The 21,251-nt window shown below is 43.9% G+C and carries 15 protein-coding genes and 3 pseudogenes; 9 read left to right on the forward strand and 9 right to left on the reverse strand.

Going from position 1 to position 21,251, the window contains the following annotated elements; translation table 11 throughout:
* The first annotated feature begins 4 nt into the window (after window positions 1-4).
* Genes agaC through BCOA_RS21435 form a run of 3 tightly spaced genes read left to right on the forward strand, consistent with a single transcriptional unit; the run spans window position 5 to window position 2,040 of the window.
* The gene (gene agaC, locus BCOA_RS21425) at window positions 5-805 is read left to right on the forward strand and encodes a PTS galactosamine transporter subunit IIC (RefSeq protein WP_014096201.1); all 801 of its coding nucleotides are present in this window, start codon (window positions 5-7) and stop codon (window positions 803-805) included.
* Window positions 795-1,610 carry a PTS galactosamine transporter subunit IID gene (agaD, locus tag BCOA_RS21430; RefSeq protein WP_258435233.1) on the forward strand — a complete coding sequence of 272 codons (816 nt, stop codon included), beginning with the start codon at window positions 795-797 and terminating at the stop codon, window positions 1,608-1,610. Before agaC ends, agaD begins: the two co-directional genes overlap by 11 nt.
* Window position 1,611: 1 nt before the next feature.
* A complete protein-coding gene (locus BCOA_RS21435) occupies window positions 1,612-2,040 on the forward strand; it encodes a PTS sugar transporter subunit IIA (RefSeq protein WP_014096203.1) in 429 nt (142 codons plus the stop codon).
* Window positions 2,041-2,308: 268 nt separating this feature from the next.
* Here BCOA_RS21435 and BCOA_RS21440 read toward each other — a convergent pair whose 3' ends face one another.
* Both BCOA_RS21440 and BCOA_RS21445 read right to left on the reverse strand, forming a co-directional pair.
* Entirely contained in the window at window positions 2,309-3,265 is a 957-nt protein-coding gene (locus BCOA_RS21440; protein WP_014096204.1) for an Rpn family recombination-promoting nuclease/putative transposase, read from the reverse strand.
* 308 nt (window positions 3,266-3,573) lie between these two features.
* Window positions 3,574-4,287 carry a class I SAM-dependent methyltransferase gene (locus tag BCOA_RS21445; RefSeq protein ID WP_014096207.1) on the reverse strand — a complete coding sequence of 238 codons (714 nt, stop codon included), beginning with the start codon at window positions 4,285-4,287 and terminating at the stop codon, window positions 3,574-3,576.
* A gap of 126 nt (window positions 4,288-4,413) precedes the next feature.
* Between BCOA_RS21445 and BCOA_RS21450 the strand changes: the two genes are divergently transcribed.
* The 5 genes and pseudogenes from BCOA_RS21450 to BCOA_RS34370 all read left to right on the forward strand — a co-directional run bounded on the left by BCOA_RS21450 (window position 4,414) and on the right by BCOA_RS34370 (window position 10,285).
* Complete coding sequence (locus tag BCOA_RS21450; protein WP_014096208.1) at window positions 4,414-5,196, forward strand: DUF2268 domain-containing protein; 783 nt, start codon at window positions 4,414-4,416, stop codon at window positions 5,194-5,196.
* Between the two features lie 130 nt (window positions 5,197-5,326).
* Complete coding sequence (locus tag BCOA_RS21455) at window positions 5,327-5,584, forward strand: hypothetical protein (protein ID WP_014096209.1); 258 nt, start codon at window positions 5,327-5,329, stop codon at window positions 5,582-5,584.
* Between the two features lie 154 nt (window positions 5,585-5,738).
* A pseudogene (locus BCOA_RS35670) lies at window positions 5,739-5,819 on the forward strand (YjcZ family sporulation protein); the annotation flags it as partial.
* Between the two features lie 708 nt (window positions 5,820-6,527).
* A complete protein-coding gene (locus BCOA_RS35740) occupies window positions 6,528-6,647 on the forward strand; it encodes a hypothetical protein (RefSeq protein ID WP_435633718.1) in 120 nt (39 codons plus the stop codon).
* 500 nt (window positions 6,648-7,147) lie between these two features.
* A complete protein-coding gene (locus tag BCOA_RS34370) occupies window positions 7,148-10,285 on the forward strand; it encodes an SH3 domain-containing protein (protein WP_014096211.1) in 3,138 nt (1,045 codons plus the stop codon).
* Window positions 10,286-10,404: 119 nt separating this feature from the next.
* On the opposite strand, the pseudogene BCOA_RS21470 reads toward BCOA_RS34370, so the two are convergent.
* Both BCOA_RS21470 and BCOA_RS21475 read right to left on the reverse strand, forming a co-directional pair.
* Window positions 10,405-11,049, reverse strand: a pseudogene (locus BCOA_RS21470) (alpha/beta fold hydrolase); the annotation flags it as partial.
* A gap of 180 nt (window positions 11,050-11,229) precedes the next feature.
* Complete coding sequence (locus BCOA_RS21475; protein ID WP_014096213.1) at window positions 11,230-12,348, reverse strand: RNA-guided endonuclease InsQ/TnpB family protein; 1,119 nt, start codon at window positions 12,346-12,348, stop codon at window positions 11,230-11,232.
* 87 nt (window positions 12,349-12,435) lie between these two features.
* Here BCOA_RS21475 and BCOA_RS34545 point away from each other — a divergent pair, with 87 nt between their 5' ends.
* Window positions 12,436-12,576 (forward strand): ribbon-helix-helix protein, CopG family, encoded by a 141-nt coding sequence (locus BCOA_RS34545; RefSeq protein ID WP_003352379.1) that lies wholly within the window; start codon window positions 12,436-12,438, stop codon window positions 12,574-12,576.
* Window positions 12,577-12,975: 399 nt separating this feature from the next.
* Here BCOA_RS34545 and BCOA_RS21480 read toward each other — a convergent pair whose 3' ends face one another.
* From BCOA_RS21480 to BCOA_RS21500, 5 genes and pseudogenes are all read right to left on the reverse strand, one after another.
* Window positions 12,976-14,115, reverse strand: a complete 1,140-nt coding sequence (locus tag BCOA_RS21480) for a zinc-dependent alcohol dehydrogenase (RefSeq protein ID WP_014096215.1) — start codon at window positions 14,113-14,115, stop codon at window positions 12,976-12,978.
* A gap of 248 nt (window positions 14,116-14,363) precedes the next feature.
* Window positions 14,364-18,200, reverse strand: coding sequence for an Ig-like domain-containing protein (locus BCOA_RS34550; RefSeq protein WP_014096216.1), 3,837 nt, complete (start codon window positions 18,198-18,200; stop codon window positions 14,364-14,366).
* 341 nt (window positions 18,201-18,541) lie between these two features.
* Entirely contained in the window at window positions 18,542-20,041 is a 1,500-nt protein-coding gene (gene xylB / locus BCOA_RS21490) for a xylulokinase (RefSeq protein ID WP_014096217.1), read from the reverse strand.
* A gap of 59 nt (window positions 20,042-20,100) precedes the next feature.
* A pseudogene (locus BCOA_RS21495) lies at window positions 20,101-20,457 on the reverse strand (xylose isomerase); the annotation flags it as partial.
* Window positions 20,458-20,508: 51 nt separating this feature from the next.
* A complete protein-coding gene (locus BCOA_RS21500) occupies window positions 20,509-21,120 on the reverse strand; it encodes a hypothetical protein (protein WP_014096219.1) in 612 nt (203 codons plus the stop codon).
* Window positions 21,121-21,251 lie beyond the last annotated feature (131 nt).

A 21,251-nucleotide genomic window follows, 5' to 3' on the forward strand; every position in this document is an offset into this window, starting at 1 on the left:
CTAAATGGACATCACATTAACGCAAGGCATACTCATTACCATTTTTGCCATTATCGCAGGTTTCGATTTCTGGCTGGAAGGTTTGTATATTTTCCGACCGATGATTGTCTGTACCGTAACGGGGATCATTTTGGGCGATGTTAAAATGGGACTTATCGCAGCGGGTCTGACCGAACTTGCTTTTGCCGGATTAACACCGGCCGGCGGGACCCAGCCGCCAAACCCCATTTTGGCAGGGGTTATGACAGTGGTCATTGCCCACACGACAGGAAAAAGCCCTGCCACGGCAATCGGCCTGGCGCTGCCTTTCAGTTTCTTAATGCAATATATTATTTTATTCTATTATTCAATTTTCTCCGTCTTCATGGCAAAAGCAGACAAATACGCAGCTGAAGCCAATATTAAAGCTTATACCAGGCTAACGCTGCTACCAATTTTACTTGTCGGATTGACTTACGGTGTTGTCGTGTTTTTAAGTGCTTACCTGGCACAAACTCCAATGAAAATGCTCGTCGAAGCGATGCCGGGTTGGCTCAGCCACGGATTTGGCATTGCCGGAAGCATCTTGCCAGCTGTTGGGTTTGGGTTGCTGCTAAAAGTCATGTTAAAAGCAAACTACATGCCTTACTTATTGATTGGATTTTTAGCTGCCTGCTTTATCAATTTCAGCAACCTCCTGCCAGTTGCGGTAATCGGGGTTGCAGCCGCGGTTTACGAGTACTTTCATTCACGGGAAAAACGCGAACTGCAGGAACAAATTGCAAATGCAGCCCGCTTTGGGGGTGACGATGAAGATGGAATCTAATCAACAAACCAACCAAACAAAAGCCTTAACGAAAAGAGACTTAACCAAACTCGGCCTGCGTTCCATTTTGCTTCAATCGGCGTTCAACTATGAAAGAATGCAGGCAGCGGGCTGGCTTCTTGCCATGTTGCCGGCTTTGCGCAAAATTTATAAAAACGATAAAGAAGGATTGTCCAATACGATGAAGGATAATCTGGAGTTCATCAATACGAACTGCCATACATCTCCTTTTCTGATGGGATTGCTTTTATCCCTCGAAGAAGGAAAAGAAAGCCGTTCGACCATTAAAGGATTGAAAGTTGCACTTTTCGGACCGCTTGCAGGAATTGGCGATGCAATTTTCTGGTTTACCATCCTGCCAATTCTCGCCGGGATTACCGCCTCATTTGCAAAACAAGGTAGTTTGATCGGCCCAATTGTCTTTTTCCTTGCTTATGTCGCCATCTTCCTGTGCCGCATTTTCTGGGCACGTATCGGTTATTCACTTGGAACAAGGGCAATCAGCAAAATCCGGGAAAATTCAAGCGTCATTTCTCAAGCAGCAACGATTCTCGGCGTAACAGTCATTGGCGGCTTAATCGCAACATATGTCAATATCGAACTTGCGCCGAAAATTCCAGTCAGCGCCGGCCATACGATTTCGCTGCAAAAAGACTTTCTTGACCGGATTTTCCCGAAACTGCTGCCATTCGCCTATACGTTTCTGATGTATTGGCTGTTAAAAGCTAAAAAAATCAGCCCAGTTATTTTGATCATTGCCACTTTTATCATGGCGATTGTACTGAGCTTCTTAGGAGTGTTGTAAAATGATAAAATTCATCGTCACCGGTCACGGCCATTTTGCGTCCGGCATCCAATCCACCATCAAACTGTTGGTAGGCATCCAGGAAAACATCGCTTACATTGATTTCCCGGAAGGTGAGTCAAACGAAAACCTGCGGGAAAAATTGGAGGCGGAACTAAAAGACAACCGGTATGACACATATCTCTTTTTCTGCGACTTGGCAGGCGGCACCCCTTATAAAGAGGCGGCCACTCTGTCTGCTAACCGGAAAGATGCCGCTGTTACAGCCGGCTGCAATGTGGGGGCACTGTTGGAAAGCATCTTTGTAAATGAGGAAAATCCAGCTATAGAAATAGCCCGTCAAATTGTCGAATTAAGCAGGAAAGCGGCCACCTATTTTGGCGAGAAAAAAGCAACAGCCGCAGAATCATCAGAAGGTGAAGGGATTTAAAAAAGACCGGGGATAGGCTACATCAATGCCAAAGCGGTTAAGAGCAAATAAATTTCTTTAAACAAAAAGCGTTCCCAACAACCGGCAACGGGGTGGGGACGCTTTTTTTCTGTTCACCGCAAACATCTTATAGTTGAGTTTGAAGAGATACTTTAAACCAGAAAGAAGGGCACCTTCAAGATTGGGTTCATTTAAAATTCGGGGGTTTCTTTGATCGCATCAAGTACTTCCTGCTCATTCATCGCTAACTCCTCCGGTTAGGAAATCATCAATGCTTCCACTTTATTTCCCGCTGGATTTTTTTGATTTCTTCAAGCGGATAATCGAGCATATCTGCGATCGTTTCGGGTGCGGTGCCTTTGCTCAGCATTTTTTTAATGACCGTTTCACGTTCTTTTTCAATCCCTTTTTGTATCCCTTCTTTGAGTCCTTCCTGTCTGCCTTCTTCCCTACCTTCTTCTCTTTCTCCGCGGATATTCGCAAGCTGGTCGCGTAAAAATTTCAGCCGCGCATCGTACAATACTTTGTTTTCCCGATTCGCACTTAAGCTTTCCCACTCTTTGATTGCATCAAGTACTTCCTGCTCATTCATCGCTAACTCCTCCAATTCCTGCAAAATGTCCGTGTCTATCGTCTGTTTCCGGTAATCTGCAGCAGAAAGCATCATCAGCCATGGATATGAGGCTGGTGGTTTCGCTTTCATCCCTCGTCTATATTTTTTCCACTTTGACCTGAACTTTGTCAAATCAAATGTGTGAAATTCCAGATGTGGGCTCCACATAAAAAACTCCAAATCCTCATAAACATGAAAGCGGTTATGGAATCGTTTGGTTTGGTGCGGGAAAAGCGGGTAATTTAAGATGGAAATCATAATCGTAGGGACAAGTTCTCGATAAATTTGCCCGGCTTTCAACGGGGAAGAAAAAAGTTTTGCCCAATAATAAAGTACTCGTTCCGGCATATCATGCTGATTTTCCACTTGAATTTCGATATTTATTCTTTCGTGGTTGGATGTGTAAACGAGAACATCAAGGTGTCCTGTTTTGCCGTTCGGGTCAGATTTAATGAGTTCGGTGTTCTCATACTGGACATCGACAATTCTGTCCTGCCCTTTCCGGTTCAACAAGTCATTCAAAAAGGCGATGGTGATGTTTTTCCGGCTCGGGTGACCGAAAAGCTGTTTGAACATAAAGTCCATTTTGAGGTCAAGGTATTCTTTTGTCATGAGGATCCTTCCTTTCGAGGTTGTTTTGCGAGGGTTTTATAGAATAAATCTATTAATTTGATATTATTTGAAAACTCTTCTGATGTCAACTCCATTTTTTCCAATTCCATCCGGCCCCCCATCCCCCATAAAATATTTCTCCTCAAACGGGCCATCTATGAATTTGAAAATGCCCATAAAAAGTGTACGGACCAAAAAATGAAGGAGCCGGTCGCATGCGCTCTCCTCCGACTCCTAAAAAGGCAAACCTGCAAATATTCCAGCTTCCTTATTTTGTATCGCTGAACTTGCCATTCCAGATCGGCACCCTAAACCGTTTTGCACCTGAAAACCCGGAAGCCTAGGATCTCTTTGGTTGATTCAAACATGATCATATGATGCTCAAGCATCTCAAAATACTTAACATCCACATCCTCCGACAATGAAAAATCAGGGACATTTTGAACTCCAAATTTCAAATCATATTTTTCAGAATGGATGGATTGAAACCCTGCTTCTTGAAAAAGCTGCACCCACTGTTCCTCGGTTAAAATTCGGGATACTCCATAAAAGTCTTTGATGTGTGCTAATCTTTGGGGCGAAACAGGCTGCTCCAAAACCATTTCAATCGCAATTAAACATCCGCCGGGCTTCAGCACCCGCTGAAATTCCTGAACCGTTTTGGGCATATCGGTAAAAACGATCACCGACTCTGACAATACCAAATCAAATTGACTGTCTGCAAACGGGAGAGCCTCTGTGTTCCCGTGCACAATTTGTATCGGCAAACCTAATGACCGGACTCTTTTCCTGGCTTTTTCCACCATCAATTGATGATGATCCAGCCCTGTCACTTGGCATCCGTACTGCTGCGCGACGTATGCAGCAGTTTGGCCGGTGCCGCAGCCCGCATCAAGCACTGTTGTTTTTTTTCCTATATGTTCAGTCGATAATATATCCTGTGTCAGCTTGAAACCGCCTGGATGCGCTCCGCCGACTCCCAGTTCTGCTAAACAATTCAGGTAAGTATATTCCCGATCCACTCTAACCCCTCCCTTGCCATTCAAACAGCTGGCTCGTTTATATACCGTATGTACCATTGCAGAAATCGGTAACCGTTATCGTTTAAAAACATACTTTGGTTAAGAAAAAGCAATGGAGGAAGGCATATGGGGGTTGTTGAAACGGACAAGTGGCTGCGCCAATTATATCACCAGCCTGTAGCGATTTGCGAAAAGTTTAAAGCGCATTTTAAAGGCGCAAGTGCTGCGGAAATTTATGACTACCTGGCTTATCATGGCATGTACCAGCCGGAAGATAACGGAGCCGGGATTGTCCGGCAATTGCAAAACCGGCATGTTTGGGAAATCGTAAAAAATGAATTTCTTTGCTGCAAAAAAGAATGGAATGGGCCGGATGTTCCGATCTATATTTTTCCGTCTGACTCCGCCAATTTACTGATTCAAAAAGAATTTAACGGAAAATCAGGATTAGCCTTTAAAGATCAATTATTTTTATTTGTTTCGGCCCGGAACAGCGAAACAGAAATCAGGTCATTATTTGTCCATGAGTATAACCATGTTTGCCGGCTTACAAAATACCCGAAAGAGGAGGCCGATTATGTTTTATTGGATACGATTATTTTAGAAGGGCTGGCAGAAAATGCAGTTAGGGAAAAATTCGGGCGTAAATACGTTTCATCCTGGGCCTTTTCTTATTCCAATGACGAAATGGAAAAGATATGGAGACAATACGTGTACCCGCATAGAAACCTTAAAAAAACAAAACAGCAACATCAAGAGATTTTGTACGGTTCACGTGTCTATCCGAAAATGTCCGGTTATTGCGTCGGATACTACCTCGTCAAGCAATATCTTGAAAAAACCGGCCTCTCCGTAAAAGATGTGCTCAAAACCGATGCAAAGGTTTTGGCACAAATCGATTCCATGTAATTTTCATCCCTGCACCCGGGTTTCAAAATCCCGCACGATAATTCCACAAAAAGTCTGATCGTTTTGTCCACCGTATCCGCCGGCAAAAATCATATACTGTACCATTCCTAAAGGATTGGAGGATATTTTTATGTCATATCGTCACTTCCATGCACTATGCCATCGATACAGGGGCAGAGCGGTCCAAATCCGGACGGTTGATGGACGGATCCATAGAGGCATTATTCATCATGTGAGCGGAAACAGAGTGTTCCTTCGGCCGCTTGGAGGCCCCCGCAATCTTGGCGGATTTGGCTACGGAGGCTGGGGTTGGGGATGGGGATTTGGCTGGGGCATTGCCATCGGTTCAATCGCTGCTTTGGCTTTAATTCCTTTCTTCTTCTGGTAAGAAGTTTTTGCAGCATTTTTAGAAGCAGATAGGACTGGCGCAGCCCGGCCGGTGATAATCGGGTTCAGCCATGTACGGATTTACAGAAAGCGCCCTTCCCTTATGGAGAATTTCACATAGTATGTTATGGCTATTTCGAAAGGAGGTTAAAAAGATGTCTGATGGCGGCGTTTACAGTGGCGGTTTCGCTTTAGTCGTCGTATTGTTTATCCTGTTGATCATCATCGGTGCCTCATATGTCGGCGGTTACGGCGGCGGTTATGGCGGATATGGGGGCTACGGCGGGTGTTTTTGGTAAGCCATGCAATGAAGTAAGGGTCTCCGGCATTTAAAGTCCGTTTTCCATGCCCCCCTCACATGCTCGAAAGTTGCACGGAAAAAGGGAATGCTGCCTTATACAGCTTTATCATGAGAGCCGGAACAAAACCGGGGGTACGCATTGTGCTCCCGGTTTTGTTTTTAGGGTTTTCTTATCATTAAAATGCCCATTAAATGATTGGGTGGACAAGCCGGCCGTTTTTGCAATCCCCGCTGTCCCTGTTTCCATTAATACCGATTCATCAACGATTCAGCTATCTAATCACGAAGCCGGCATCCGCTGGACATCCAAATCAAATTGCGATAACGCCATGCTTAGCATGATCAGGAGTTAAGGATCGCTTTTTCGCCTCCGCACCAATCTATAAATCTTGCGGCAAAATTCGGTCTGTCCCCCCCTACCGAAACTTTCAAGCGAAATTAAGAAAAATTTAAAAGAAGCCCTCTAGACTAAGTTTCTGTAATAAACCCCAAAGGCACAGGATGGATTTCCTGGAAGGTCTGAATCCACAAGTAAAAAGATTGTGAAGTTGTTACAAAAAGGTGCTTCAACATACACTTGGGTCGCTGCAACGGTAAGTGCGCATCTCCGGCGACTTATCAGCTTGCAACAGATCAACCCGTGATGGACATCGGCGGTTTTACAGGAAGTGACCCGGCCCCGACCCTTTCCGCGTTTAAAAAATATGTCCGGCAAGGGAAGATCCACTACTTTATAATGGAAGAGGCTCCTTTGGCAATATGAAACAAATGGGCAAAACCTTGCAAGATGGCAAAAATATAGAAAACAATCCCCAAATGGCGCCATGGGCAGAGGTTCCAATTGATGGCGTTACCCTTTATGATTTAACGCAACCAAAATCGAAGTAAGCTCTATCGTGAAGACTGTCAAAAAAGGGTTGCTGCAAGGTGCAAAACGGTGAACGCTACCATTCATAGTGTTCACCGTCTTTTAGTGAATTGGCTGGCCAGTGATCGCTGACCTGTTCTGGTTTTTTGGGTTTCTTCCAATTGAACGCTCTTCGGCATTTGTCAAAAGAGATTTTTTACACGATTCGGGACTTTCGGTTTATATTTTCAATAAAAACGGCATGTTCCCCTTAAAAAATACCAAAAAAAGACGATAAATTTACTAGACGGATTTGACAGGATTTAGGGTATTTTGATAGAACAAAAGCTAAAAGAATGAAATTTTAAATTTCAGGAACCCTCGAGCTGAAAGATCCAATTGGAAAGGAGATTGAAATGAAAAAAGGCTTAGTCATACCACTTTGTTTTGCAGTATTATCCACTCCTGCTTTTGATAAAACGGTACAGGGCGCTTCACTGACAAAATTCCTACATAGTTCAAGTGTACAAGCCGCAGCAAAAACAGAGACAAAATATGTCAATGTTGATGCGAATTCAAGCTTGACATTAAGAGCAAAGCCTTCAAAAAGTGCCGCCAAATTGGACAGCTTAAAAAAAGGAACAGCTGTATTGGTATACAATGTGTCTGATGGTTGGGCAGAAGTAAAATCCGGGACAAAAACGGGGTATGTTAGCGCGGAATATTTAACCAGCACAAAACCCGGCAGTACGGCAACGACAACGAGCACAACCAAAACAACGACGAAGTATGTCAATGTGGACAAAGGCTCCCATTTAATATTGCGTTCGAAGACCTCCACTTCGTCCAGCATTTTAGCAAGCTTGGCTAGAGGAGAAAAAGTGACGGTTTACTCTATTTCCGGGGATTGGGCGAAAGTAAAAGCCGGAAGTAAAACGGGCTATGTTCATGCATCTTTTTTGGTAAACTCAAATCCAGACAGCAATACAAGTACTTCAAAACCAGCCAAAACAACGACGAAGTATGTCAATGTGGACAAAGGTTCCCATTTAATATTGCGCTCTAAGGCCTCCACTTCGTCCAGCATTTTAGCAAGCTTGGCAAGAGGAGAAAAAGTGACGGTTTACTCCATTTCCGGGGATTGGGCAAAAGTAAAAGCCGGGAGCAAAACGGGCTATGTTCATGCATCTTTTTTGGCGAACTCAAATCCCGATAGCAGTGCAGACACTTCTACTCCGGCCAAAACAACGACGAAGTATGTCAACGTGGACAAAGGCTCTCATTTAATATTACGTTCGAAAGCCTCCGGAACGGCCAGCATTTTAGATAGCTTGGCTAGAGGCGAAAAGGTGACGGTTTACTCCATTTCTGGGGATTGGGCAAAAGTAAAAGCCGGGAGCAAAACGGGTTATGTTCATGCATCTTTTTTGGCGAATTCTAATCCCGATAGCAGTGCAGACACTTCTACTCCGGCCAAAACAACGACGAAGTATGTCAATGTGGACAAAGGCTCCCATTTAATATTGCGCTCCAAAGCCTCCACTTCGTCCAGCATTTTAGCAAGCCTGGCAAGAGGAGAAAAAGTGACGGTGTACTCTATTTCCGGGGAGTGGGCAAAAGTGAAAGCCGGCAGCAAAACGGGATATGTTCATGCCTCTTTTTTGGCGAACTCAAATCCCGATAGCAATGCAGACACTTCTACTCCGGCCAAAACAACGACGAAGTATGTCAATGTGGATAAAGGATCCCATTTAATATTGCGTTCTAAGTCCTCCACTTCGTCCAGCATTTTGGCAAGCTTGCCCAGAGGCGAGAAAGTGACGGTTTACTCTATTTCCGGAGCTTGGGCAAAAGTAAAAGCCGGGAGCAAAACGGGCTATGTCCACGCATCTTTTTTGGCGAACTCAAATCCGGACAACCATGCAGACACTTCTACTCCGGCCAAAACAACGACGAAGTATGTCAATGTGGACAAAGGCTCCCATTTAATATTGCGCTCCAAAGCCTCCACTTCGTCCAGCATTTTAGCGAGCTTGGCAAGAGGAGAAAAAGTGACGGTTTACTCCATTTCCGGGGATTGGGCGAAAGTAAAGGCCGGGAGCAAAACGGGGTATGTCCACGCATCTTTTTTGGCGAATTCAAATCCGGACAACCATGCAGGCACTTCAACTCCTGCCAAAACAACGACGAAATATGTCAATGTGGACAAAGGTTCGCATCTGTTATTGCGTTCCAAAGCCTCCACAAGTGGCAAAAAATTAGCAAGTCTGCAAAGAGGCGAAAAAGTGACGGTTTACACCGCTTCCGGCCCATGGGTAAAAGTGAAAGCGAGAGGCATAACCGGTTATGTGCTCGCATCCTATCTGTCAAGTTCAGACCCTGATGCAAGCACAGCAGATGACGGCAATAACAGTTCCGAACCAACACCAGATTCTACGGTAACCAAATACACGACAGCAGATTTGAATTTACGTAAAGGGCCTTCTACCTTAACAAGTGTGATTGAAGTCCTTGATAAAGGAACAGCTGTAAAGGTCTACTCCGAAGAGGATGGCTGGGCAAAGGTAGAAATCGGTGGAAAAATTGGTTATGTCAGCACAAATTATTTAACATCCGCTGCAAAACAATCCAATGGCAAGGTGACATCGATTGTAAAAAAATATGATCTTTCACTGGATGAACTTGCAAATATTCAAATGAAAGTTTCGCCTCAAACAGATACAAATGAACGATATATCAGAAGTGATGCCATTAAGCTGACAAGCCATACAACAGGTGTTGTCCAAAACGGAAACTGGCATATCAGAGATGGTGCCGGTACAAAGAATCATGAAGTCGGCGAAACGCTTAAAGAAGGCACAAAGGTCACCATCTTATCCACTGTAAAGGGGAATGACGGCTATACATGGTACCAAATCAGTTACAACAAAGCATGGAAAAATGCCACGAAAAATGAAGTGAAATACTATTTAAATCCGAATAACTTTGTTTCGGATCCAGTCCGCTCACTTCAATTTTTGAAATTAACTTCGACTGCCAATTTGAATGCAACAGAAGTGAACCAAAAAATTCTTGCGGGTAAAGGCATTTTAGCCGAGAAAGCATCTGCATTTTTAAAAGCTGCAAAACAAAATGGAATCAATGAAATTTACTTGATTGCCCATGCCTTACTTGAAACAGGAAATGGCACATCCCAGCTTGCAAATGGCGTCAAGTATAATGGCAAGACTGTTTATAATATGTATGGGACAGGTGCGAATGATGGCAATGCTGTCCAAAATGGAGCCAGGTATGCCTATCAACATGGTTGGACGACCCCGGAAGCGGCCATCATTGGCGGAGCTAAATTTATCAGCAGCAATTACCTTGGCGCCGGTCAAGATACCTTGTATAAAATGAGATGGAATCCAGATGTCGCTGCAACATATGGCTATGCCTCCCATCAATATGCAACAGACATTGGCTGGGCTTACAAACAAGTGGATAAAATCTATAACTTATACAACCTATTAGACAATTACAATATCACATTGGAAGTTCCAAGTTATAAATAATTGCCTGCAGCCATTAGGCTGGTCATGAAGGCTATTCAGGATCTTGTAAAGAGCATGGCAAATGACAAAAGCTTCTCCCTTTTTTGGGCAGAAGCTTTTTGTTATAGCTGCAGCCAGGTTCAGATGCATTTTTCGCTTACAAGTGCAGGACAAGCAAAAAATATGTCCGGTTTGCACCAGCCAGTTCGATACAGCATATACCCTTCCCCATATTGGCCGACCGGATCCTGGTCACCGGCAATGTTATAAACAGGGATCGATACCGGCACTTTTTCTGCCCACTCCGTTCCGACAATCTTCTCCATCATCTGGACAAAATAGTAGAGTGAGTGTATATTTGGCGGAGTTGAAAAATTATTAAACGGATCGTTTGCGTGGTCTGCCACAATATCCGGGTCGCCGCTTATCCAGTCGTTTGGCGTTTTCGGTTGTTCAATCCGTTCTGTCATCCAGCCCATCAGTTCTTCCAAATAAGAAGAATCGGTTTCTTCCCCTTTGCCTTCATCGACCAGGTCTTTCAAAACAGGGAGCAGTTTGCCTGCATTCGGGAATTGGCCCGAAGTCCCGCACAGAATTAAGCCGGACAAACCATCCCCGTAGGCAGCAGCATAACCTCTGGCAATCATTGACCCCATACTATGCCCGAACATGAAATAAGGCAAATCAGGATATTGTTCCTGCACAATCTTACGAAGCGTATGCTCATCCTCCGCCATCGTCATATATCCTTTGTCTCCCCAGTCTCCCCAGTTACCTGAATCATACGCTGTCTTTCCATGCCTGACATGATCATCTGCGGAAACGACAAAACCAGCCTCAGTGAACTACCCTCCACTTATCAACCTTACGGTTTGATTGAAGTGGGGGCTTCTCGACTTATCGTTGCTTTTACTAGCCAACGAAAACTGACCGAGCTAACCCTCTTGTTCCAAGAGTTTTGTTACTTATGATAACGCTAATAAGCGTAATCCCTCATTTTTGATATTGATTGCTGAATTGTGATCGCGATCTAATACAAAGCCGCAAGAACATTTATATACACGTTCAGATAATGGCATTTCTTTTTCCTTGCCGCAACATGAACACTTCTTAGTGGAGGGAAACCACTTATCAATTTTCACAAGTTGTTTCCCCTGTTCTTTTAGCTTATACGCTAAGAAAGTAGTGAACATCCCCCAGCCGTTATCATGAACGCTTTTCCCAAAGTGAAGGGCTTGAGACATCCCTTTCATGTTCAAGTCCTCAATCACGACAGCATCAAAGTTAGAAGCTAATTCTTTTGACTTATGATGAAGAAAATTCATGCGTTGGTTCGCCACTTTCTCATGTAATTTAGCCACTACTAGTCGTTGCTTGTTCCAACGTGCAGAACCTTTCTTTCTTCGAGAAAGAATTCGTTGTGCTTTTGCTAATTTATCTAAGGCTTGCCGATAGTAACGTGGGTAATTGGCTTTCTTACCCTGTTCACTCTCGACATATAGACCATCCATAGCAAAATCCAAACCAACAACTTTCTGTATGTTAACTGGACGAATATCTTTCTCATATTCTGTCAAAATTGAAATGTAGTATTTGCCTGTCTTTGTTTTAGAAATAGTGCAAGATTTGATTTTATAATCAGCAGGTATCTCTCTATGCTGTTTCATTTTTATTGGCTTTTTGATTTTTGGCAGTTTGATATGACCATTTTCTAGCTTAATATTTCCGTTGACCATATTAGTTGTATAGGATTGTTTTGCTTTACGATTTTTGAACTTTGGAAAATCCGCGTTTCCTTCAAAGAAATTCTTATAAGCAGTCTGTAAGTTCATTTGTGCATTTGCCAAAGCTAAAGAATCCACTTCTTTTAGGAATGGAAATTCACTTTTATATTTTGCAGGGGTCGGAAACTTTTGCTTTTTAAGCAATTCTTTATCATCCTTGAACTTTTCATACGTTTCTTTGCGTTCAGCTAACATCTTATTGTAGACAAAGCGAACACAACCAAATGTCTTAGCTAATAATGCGGATTGTTCTTTGTTTGGTAACAAACGAAACTTGAAAGCTTTGTTTTGCTTGGCCATATCAATTCACCTCACTTTGTGCGGAAAAATTTCGTATATATTGATTATACCGTAAAAAATCCGTACAATCAATATGAGGTGATAATCATGAGAGAAGAGAAAGAACGTGTAGAAATTCGTATGCCTAAGACGATATTAGAAAAATTGGAGCAATATCAAAAAGAAAATGGGATTCCAACTAGAACAGCCGCAATCTTAGAATTGTTGAGAAAAGGATTGGAAAAATAACTTTGGCTAAAGCCAACCGAAATTCATCTCCCACCTACTCATTGGTGCGATTCGCACCTTCACATTCCTTGAGGATGGGAGACTTCTTTCGGAAAAACGTTAAAAAAGCATTCGTCACTTTCATTGTACGAGAGTATTCTTCGGAAAACGGATGGGCTTTTACAACCAATACTTTCGACATTTTTGAGGCTCCTTTGCATGTTTTACTATTATTTTATGGGTAAGCGCCTTCAAGTTCAATCTATTTATTTCATCCACGTGCTCACGCGGAGTACGACATGAATGCCTTTTCCAATTGGGTCCTTGTTCTGGCAACTGCCGGCAAAATCGGGTGGTAACAGGCATCTCAAAAAAGAATTCCGGCCCCGCTTTTAAGAAAATATACGGAGCCGGCATTTTTTAGGGTTTTAATACGACTTTAATGCAACCATCTTTATGATCACTGAACAATTGATAGGCCTCGCTTGCTTTATCCAGCGAAATTTTATGGGTAATGATTTCAGTTGGGTCAAACTTTTTCTCTGTGATGTCTTGAAAGAGTTTCGGCATCAGGTGTTTAGCCGGCGCCTGTCCCATTTTCAGAGTGATATTGCGTTCGAACAGCCTGCCAAGCGGGAATGCATTGTAAACCGAACCGTATACCCCTGTCAACTGGATGGTGCCAAACTTCCTGACCGCTTCCATCGCAATTTGAATTGCGCTGATTGTGCCGCCCTGCAGCTTCAGCTTTTGCTCGATCTTTTCAATCGCCGATTTTTTTCCGTCCATGCCGACGCAATCGATCACAACATCAGCCCCGCCATTGGTAATCTCACGTAAATACTTTCCCATCTCATCGTATTCTTTAAAATTATAAACTTCGACTCTATTCATTTTTTTGGCATGCTTTAACCGGTATGGCACATGGTCAACTGCAATTACCCTGCTGGCCCCGTTCAGCCATGCAAATTTCTGGGTCATCAAGCCGATTGGCCCGCAGCCGAGCACAACGACCGTGTCTCCCTGTTTCACACCGGCATTTTCAACACTCCAGTATGCCGTTGGAAGCACATCCGACAAGAACAGCAACGCCTCGTCTTCCAACTCACAAGATTCGGGAATCACAAACGGCATTTGATTGCCGAACGGTACACGCAGGTACTCAGCCTGCCCGCCCGGAATATCTCCGTACCGCTCTGTATAACCAAATAAACCGCCTGTGTCGACCTCTTCATTCGGATTCGAGTTGTCACACTGGGACTCCATCCCGTGCTGGCAGTAATAGCAATGCCCGCACGAAACCGTAAACGGCAGGACAACCCGGTCGCCCTTTTTTACTTTTGTGACTTCCGAGCCAACCTCTTCAACGATTCCCATCGGCTCATGCCCGATCACAAATCCCGGACGCGCCGGCAAAGCTCCGTTATAAATATGCAAATCAGATCCGCAAATGGCCGTTGAGGTAATCCTGACTAAAATATCATCCCGCTTTTTTAATGACGGATCATCAACTTCTTTTACCTGTATGTCTTTCGCACCTTGAAATGTAACTGCCTTCACTGCCATAACCTCCTTTTATACAGACCTATACCCATGTTCTTTCATTCTTATGTATATCAAGAGATTTTTATCAATTTGGAGGCGCATTCCAGATTATCTCACCGGTCTTGGAAACGCGATATTTTCGGGACAACATTTGACATCCTTGAATCTGTACAGGGCATAAGTTTTCTGTATAGGAGGCCCAAGAGGCCCAGGTATATTTCTTCCATACTAAAAACGGCCCCCTACCTGGAGGCCGTTTCGTCTTACTTCACCTTTACATATCGGTATTTGCTTTTATTCCCCGCCTTGTCTTTTGCATAAATCTTCAGCGTGGATCCTCTTTTTTGTTTCTTCATATGCACCGAGTAGGTTCCTCTTGAATTTGCCGTTGCTTTTCCGACGTAATGGCTGCCGTTGTAAACATAAACCGTAGCGTATTTTTCCGCCTTACCGGAAACCTTTGTTGATTTGTAAGTGACCTTTCCGGCTGTTGGAACGCCAGGGGCGGTTTTATCTGCAACCTTAAACGATTTGCCTGCACTTGTATTTCTCGATTTATCTGTCGCATAGGCTGTCAGAGTCGTTCCTGCCTTTTGCTTCGATTTGATCCTGATTGAGAAGGTGCCTTTACTGTTTGCTGTCCCTGTCCCCAGCACCGTTTTACCACGTTTAATCGTCACTTTGGCGCCGGCTTCTGCTTTGCCAGTAATCGTTGTTTGATTATCGCCAAACCGATTGATAGACGGGGCTGATGGTGCTGTTTTGTCTTCCACTTTGAACGATTTGCCTGCACCCGTATTTCCAGCTTTATCTGTCGCGTAGGCTGTCAGAACCGTTCCTGCTTTTTGCTTCGATTTAATCCTGACTGAGAAGCTACCTTTACTACTTGCTGTCCCTGTCCCCAGCACCGTTTTGCCACGTTTAATCGTCACTTTGGCACCGGCTTCTGCTTTACCTGTAATCGTTGTTTGATTATCGCCAAACCGATTGACGGACGGGGCTGATGGTGCCGTTTTGTCTACCACTTTAAACGATTTCCCTGCACCCGTATTTCCAGCTTTATCTGTCGCATAGGCTGTCAGAGTCGTTCCTGCCTTTTGCTTCGATTTGATCCTGATTGAGAAGGTGCCTTTACTGTTTGCTGTCCCTGTCCCCAGCACCGTTTTACCACGTTTAATCGTCACTTTGGCGCCGGCTTCTGCTTTACCTGTAATCGTTGTTTGATTATCGCCAAACCGATTGACGGACGGGGCCGATGGTGCTGTTTTGTCTTCCACTTTGAACGATTTGCCTGCACCCGTATTTCCCGCTTTATCTGTCGCATAGGCTGTTAGAACCGTTCCTGCCTTTTGCTTCGATTTAATTCTGACTGAAAAGCTACCCTTACTACTTGCTGTCCCTGTCCCCAGCACTGTTTTGCCACGTTTAATCGTCACTTTGGCGCCGGCTTCTGCTTTACCTGTAATCATTGTTTGATTATCACCAAACCGATTGACGGACGGGGCTGATGGTGCTGTTTTGTCTTCCACTTTGAACGATTTGCCTGCACTTGTATTTCCCGCTTTATCTGTTGCGTAGGCTGTCAGAACCGTTCCTGCTTTTTGCTTCGATTTAATCCTGACCGAGAAGCTACCCTTACTACTTGCTGTAGCTGTACCCAAAATCGTTTTTCCGGATTTAATCGTTACGGTTGACCCAGCCTCGGCTTTACCTGTAATCACTGTTTGGTTATCGCCAAATGGTTGAACCGTTGGCGCTGCCGGAGCCGTTTTGTCAATGACCGTTACCGTTGTTTCACCGCTCTTATGCCCTGCTGCATCTTCCGCATAAACGACAAGCTTCGTTCCTGCTTTTTGTTTTGCGATTGATACCTTGAATGCACCGGTATTATCGGCCTTTGCCGTGCCTAAGACGTTCGATCCAGATTTTACCGTTACTTTCGCGCCCGCTTCTGTGGTTCCTGTAACCGTAGTACTTGTATCGCTTACTTCATTCACTTTCGGCGCTGCCGGAGCCGTTTTGTCAATGACCGTTACCGTTGTTTCAGCGCTTTTATTCCCTGCTGCATCTTCTGCATAGACGACAAGCTTCGTCCCCGCCTTTTGTTTTGCGATGGTTACCTTGAATGCACCAGTACTATCGGCTGTTGCCGTGCCTAAAATGTTCAAGCCCGATTTTACTGTTACTTTCGCGCCCGCTTCTGTGGTTCCAGTAACCGTAGTACTTGTATCGCTTACTTCTCCGACTTTCGGCGCTGCCGGAGCCGTTTTGTCAATGACCGTTACCGTTGTTTCAGCGCTTTTATTCCCTGCTGCATCTTCTGCGTAGACTACAAGCTTCGTCCCCACCTTTTGTTTTGCGATGGTTGCCTTAAATGCACCAGTACTATCGGCCGTTGCCGTGCCTAAGATGTTTGAGCCAGATTTTACTGTAACTTTTGCCCCCGCTTCCGTGGTTCCTTTAACCGCAGTGCTTGCATCGCTTACTTCATTCACTTTCGGCGCTGCTGGAGCCGTTTTGTCCTGAACAGTGACGACGGTTTCTTCACTCTGATTGCCCTTGCCGTCTTCTGTATGCACATGCAGTTCTGTTCCGGCTTTTTGTTTAGGGATGCTGACCGAAAAACTTCCATTTGAATCAGTAGAATTGGAACCAATTTCCTTTCCGCTCACCGCTACTTTCACAGTCACATTCGGGTCTGCCGTACCGGTAACTACTGTGTCATTATCCCCAACCGTTTGAACGGACGGTTTTGACAGGGACGTTACAGCGCCTGCATCTCCTTTTTCAAGAAGCGTATAGGTGATATCGGTGCCTTTGTCAGAAGGAACTTGAAAATCATCTTTGGAGCTTAAAGCTTTGACGATGGCTCCGCCGCCTTTTATATTGATTGAGGAGCCGCTGTAGGTTTTTACTTTCAGCCCGTCAAAAGCAGTATCCCCTTTAAATCCGTAAAGGCCGGTGTTCTCTTTCAAGACAAGTGCGGCACGGAAATCTGTCATAAACTGGCCGAAGCTAAGGTTCGGATCAATGTATTTATGGATGATATTCTGCACTGCTTGATAATCAGTATGCGGATCATTAATCAATTCCTTATAAATCGTGTTTCCTTGTCCGCACTGGGCCTTTAAATACTCCATAAACAGGTATGACAAAGAATAGTTTGCCAATGTGTCACCCTCATAATCCCAATACAAAAGCGAATGGCCTTTTGTAATGTCCGCATCTTCATTGTAGTAATCGATCCGGTCATTCAACGGCGCACCGGTGTAAATTTGTTCAGCCGCCATCGAGAGGCCCTCATCCATCCAGGTTTCCGTATCGGTCAATCCTTGTACAAATACTTTCTGGTTAAAATTAATCATATGTTGAAACTCATGCGCCAGGGTAGAATAAGCTTGCGAAACATCTTTCGTCGCAGACATCCCCATCAACGGATAGGTATCAATATAGAAAATTTCCGACTGATTGGAATAGCTATAATAATACAGATCGCGCGGAGAAAAATAACCAGCCACATAACCGCCGCTTCCACTAAATCCATCTTGAATGTCATAGCATAATATATTGACCTTCCCATTCTGGTCGACATCAGATGGCGTTCCAAAGTTGTCGACATCTGATTGATAGATTTTATTATCGAATTCTTTTCCAAGTAATGCTGCTTCATCCTCTGTAATATCGTTGTTGTTCACCCAAACGTTGGCGTGGTCACCGCTATAAAGAAGCGTTGCAGAAATGGATGAAAAATCGCTGGTTTCTATATTTTGAACATAGAACGATTTGCTGTCCCCTTTAACATAATCTTTTTTAATCGATTTTGTTTCTTTTTTCAGGGCTTTATTTTGGTTTTTCTCTGTATCAAACGGTGCCACGTAATCCATACGATATGCGGACGGGCTGAGTTTTTTGCTTTCGGCATAAGCATCGTTATTAATGCGGAAAGAACCGGTATATTCAGAGTTTGAACCATCAGGAAATTCATTGCTGATGAGTTCATAGTAATTCGTATCTCCGCTACTTGCCTGCGCACCTATCGGCAACCCAACGATCAAAGAGAACGCTAACAATACATAGAGTACGAATCTCACTTTTTTCATATAACTCCCCCCCTAATCTGGTGGATCTCACTCCCAAGTTTGCAGAACCCCTTCATATTAAAAAGGAAATGAAAACCACTTTGTTTAAAGTTTACAATATTTTCTAAATATTGTCCAGAGTTTATCAGAAATTCTTCCCTCTAAATTTTTGGAGATAGGATAAGCAAAAACCCTGGAATTGGAAAAAAATCCAGGGATTAGCAAAATACTGAATGTAAATTTTTATAGAAATACTTTTTACTTGAAAACTGTTTCAACGGATAAAAGAGGGTAAAGCGACTATTTTTCGAAAAAAAGCCAACATACGGTACATTTAGCAAATTGAATGTGCTGCAGCCCCCTCATTCCTCCCTTAAATCAAACAACTGGTGATTGATCGCGACGGTGTGCGGATAAACATCTTTATAAACCTGATAAAAATCCCGGTAACGGCTGACGTTTTTCGGTATTGGCTCAAATGTCCGGCCTGTCCGGATAAAGGCGGCTGCACAATCTTTGAGGGAAGAGAACCATCCTAATCCGCTTGCTGCAATCATGGCGGCGCCCATCCCGGGACCCTGTTCATTCTGAAGTTTGATGACTTTTGCCTGAAAAATATCAGCTTGAATTTGCAGCCACAGGTCACTTTTCGCACCGCCCCCGATTGAAATCACGGTGTCGATGTTTTTGCCGTAGTTTCGAAAAATTTCAACGCTTTCATTGATGGAGAAGACGATGCCTTCCATCACTGCCCGGGTAAAATCCCGCCTGGTGTGTGAAGAATCAATGCCGGTAAAAGTGCCGCGGATTTTTGCATCGGCATAGGGCGTTCTTTCCCCGGCAATAAACGGTGTGAAAAGCAGCCCGTTTGCCCCGATCGAAGAATGCGCGGCTTCTTCCAGCAATGTTGCAAAATCTTCGCCTTTTGTGAATGTATCCTTAAACCAGGACAGACTGTATCCGGCGGCAAGTGTAACGCCCATTGTATAGTAAGCATCTTTCTGTCCATGATTAAAAAGATGCACTTTGCCGCCAAAGTTTTTATTGCTGTCTGATTCATATGAAAGGAATACACCGGATGTGCCAATGCTGCAAAGTGCTTTGCCTTCTTCTAAAATGCCGGCGCCGATCGCACCGCAGGCATTGTCCGCCCCACCGGCAAACACTTTGGTCGCAGGAGAAAGGCCGCACGTCGCAGCGATGTCCGGCAATAATGTGCCGACTTCTGCTTCCGTCTCAACAAGCGGCGGGCAAATATCGGCCGGGATGTCAAATGTGCGCAAAATATCCGTGCTCCATGATTGATTGACGATATCTAACAACAGAGTGCCCGCTGCATCCGAGTAATCCATGCCAATCGTTCCGGTTAACCGGTAACGAAGATAATCTTTTGGCAGGAGAAAGACACGCGTTTTCCGGAAATTTTCCGGTTCGTACTGCTGGACCCAAAGTATCTTCGGAAGTGTGAACCCTTCTAAGGCCGGATTTTTTGTAATTTCCAGCAGCTTGCCACCCAGTACTTGATCGATTTTTTTGCATTGTTCAGTTGTTCTTGTGTCGTTCCAAAGAATAGCATTGCGGATGACTTGCAGATTTTCGTCCAGCAGCACAAGCCCGTGCATTTGGCCAGAAAAACTGAGCCCTTCAATTTCATCGCGGGGTACCCCGGATTTTTCCGTTAGTTCTTTCAAAGCTTGAATCGTTTTTTCGACCCACTGTTCCGGATCCTGTTCGCTGTAACCCGGGTGCGGCTGCATTAACGGATAGGATTTAGAAACAGATGAAACCACCTGTCCGTTTTGGTCAACAAGTAATACTTTAACAGAACTTGTCCCAAGATCGACACCGATTGCATATTTCATCATAATCTCCCCATAGAATAAACCGGCCGGCCTTCATCCAGGCAGACCGGTTCGGAATTTTACGCATTTACACTTTGATAGGCTTCTTGCACAATATAATGGTTCAGCGTGTTTTTCAGTTGTTCCAGGTGACCGGATTGGTTTGTAATTTCTTTTTTATCAAGAATATAGTTTTCAAGTGATTTAAAATCAGCTTTGCCGGAAACGATATCGGCGCCGATGCCTTCTTTATAGCTGCTGTACCGTTCTTCGATAAAGACATCAAATACACGGTCTTCAATCAGTCGGTTCGCCACTTTTAAACCAAGGGCAAAGCTGTCCATGCCGGCAATATGGGCATAAAACAGATCTTCATCTGTGAACGAGGCGCGGCGTGTTTTTGCATCAAAGTTCAATCCGCCCCTGCCAAGACCGCCTAATAAAAAACTGTCTTAAGAATGATACTGTCTAAATACGGAGGCAAGCTTTTACTTTTCTTCTGGTAATTGAACATCTACAGCATTTAGTTTCTTGGCAACTTCGCTATCTAATTCATTGGCCTTGTCTGTAAAAGAGTCCAAAGAACCACTTGGGTCATCAGCCATTTCAGTAAATTCCTTTAAAGACCCGTATGCGTCAACAATATCGTGGTAAATATCTTTATACTTTGCTGGTGGATTTTTCAATTTATCCATATCAGCTTCTAACGCAGCCTGATGACTTTCCAGTTTTGATAGGTCTCCATTCTTTTCGAATGATGTATATTGTGCTTGAATTGCGTCATTAAAGTCCATACCGGAAGCGTGAATTTTCCCATCGATTTCATATGTCGCTTCAAAAATAGCATCATGCCACACATCCTGAAGTGTTTTTACCATTTCTTCAGCTTTTGTTCCTGCTTTATATCCATCCGATACAAACTGATGCATAGCATGCACATATTTTTTATCAGCAGCAATTCTTTTTGCTTTTTCCTGCTGAATACTATTGTATATTACAAGTGCAAAGACAGCGGCAATTATTAAAACGAAACCGCTTACCAAAATCACAAGTTTTTTGTTCTTATTTTTCTGTCCTGATTGCCTAGTGTTGGAATCCATTTGATATCCCCCTTCTCTTCCAAAATTAAATCATCTCAAGCAGGACTATTCTCCCAAGATGTTTATAAATTTATTATATGCGCTTCAACTTTCAAAGTCTATGTTTTTTTAAAATTGGAAGAAAACGAGAT

The sequence above is a fragment of the Heyndrickxia coagulans 36D1 genome, assembly GCF_000169195.2.
In the GTDB taxonomy this organism is placed as follows: Bacteria; Bacillota; Bacilli; order Bacillales; family Bacillaceae_C; genus Weizmannia; species Weizmannia faecalis.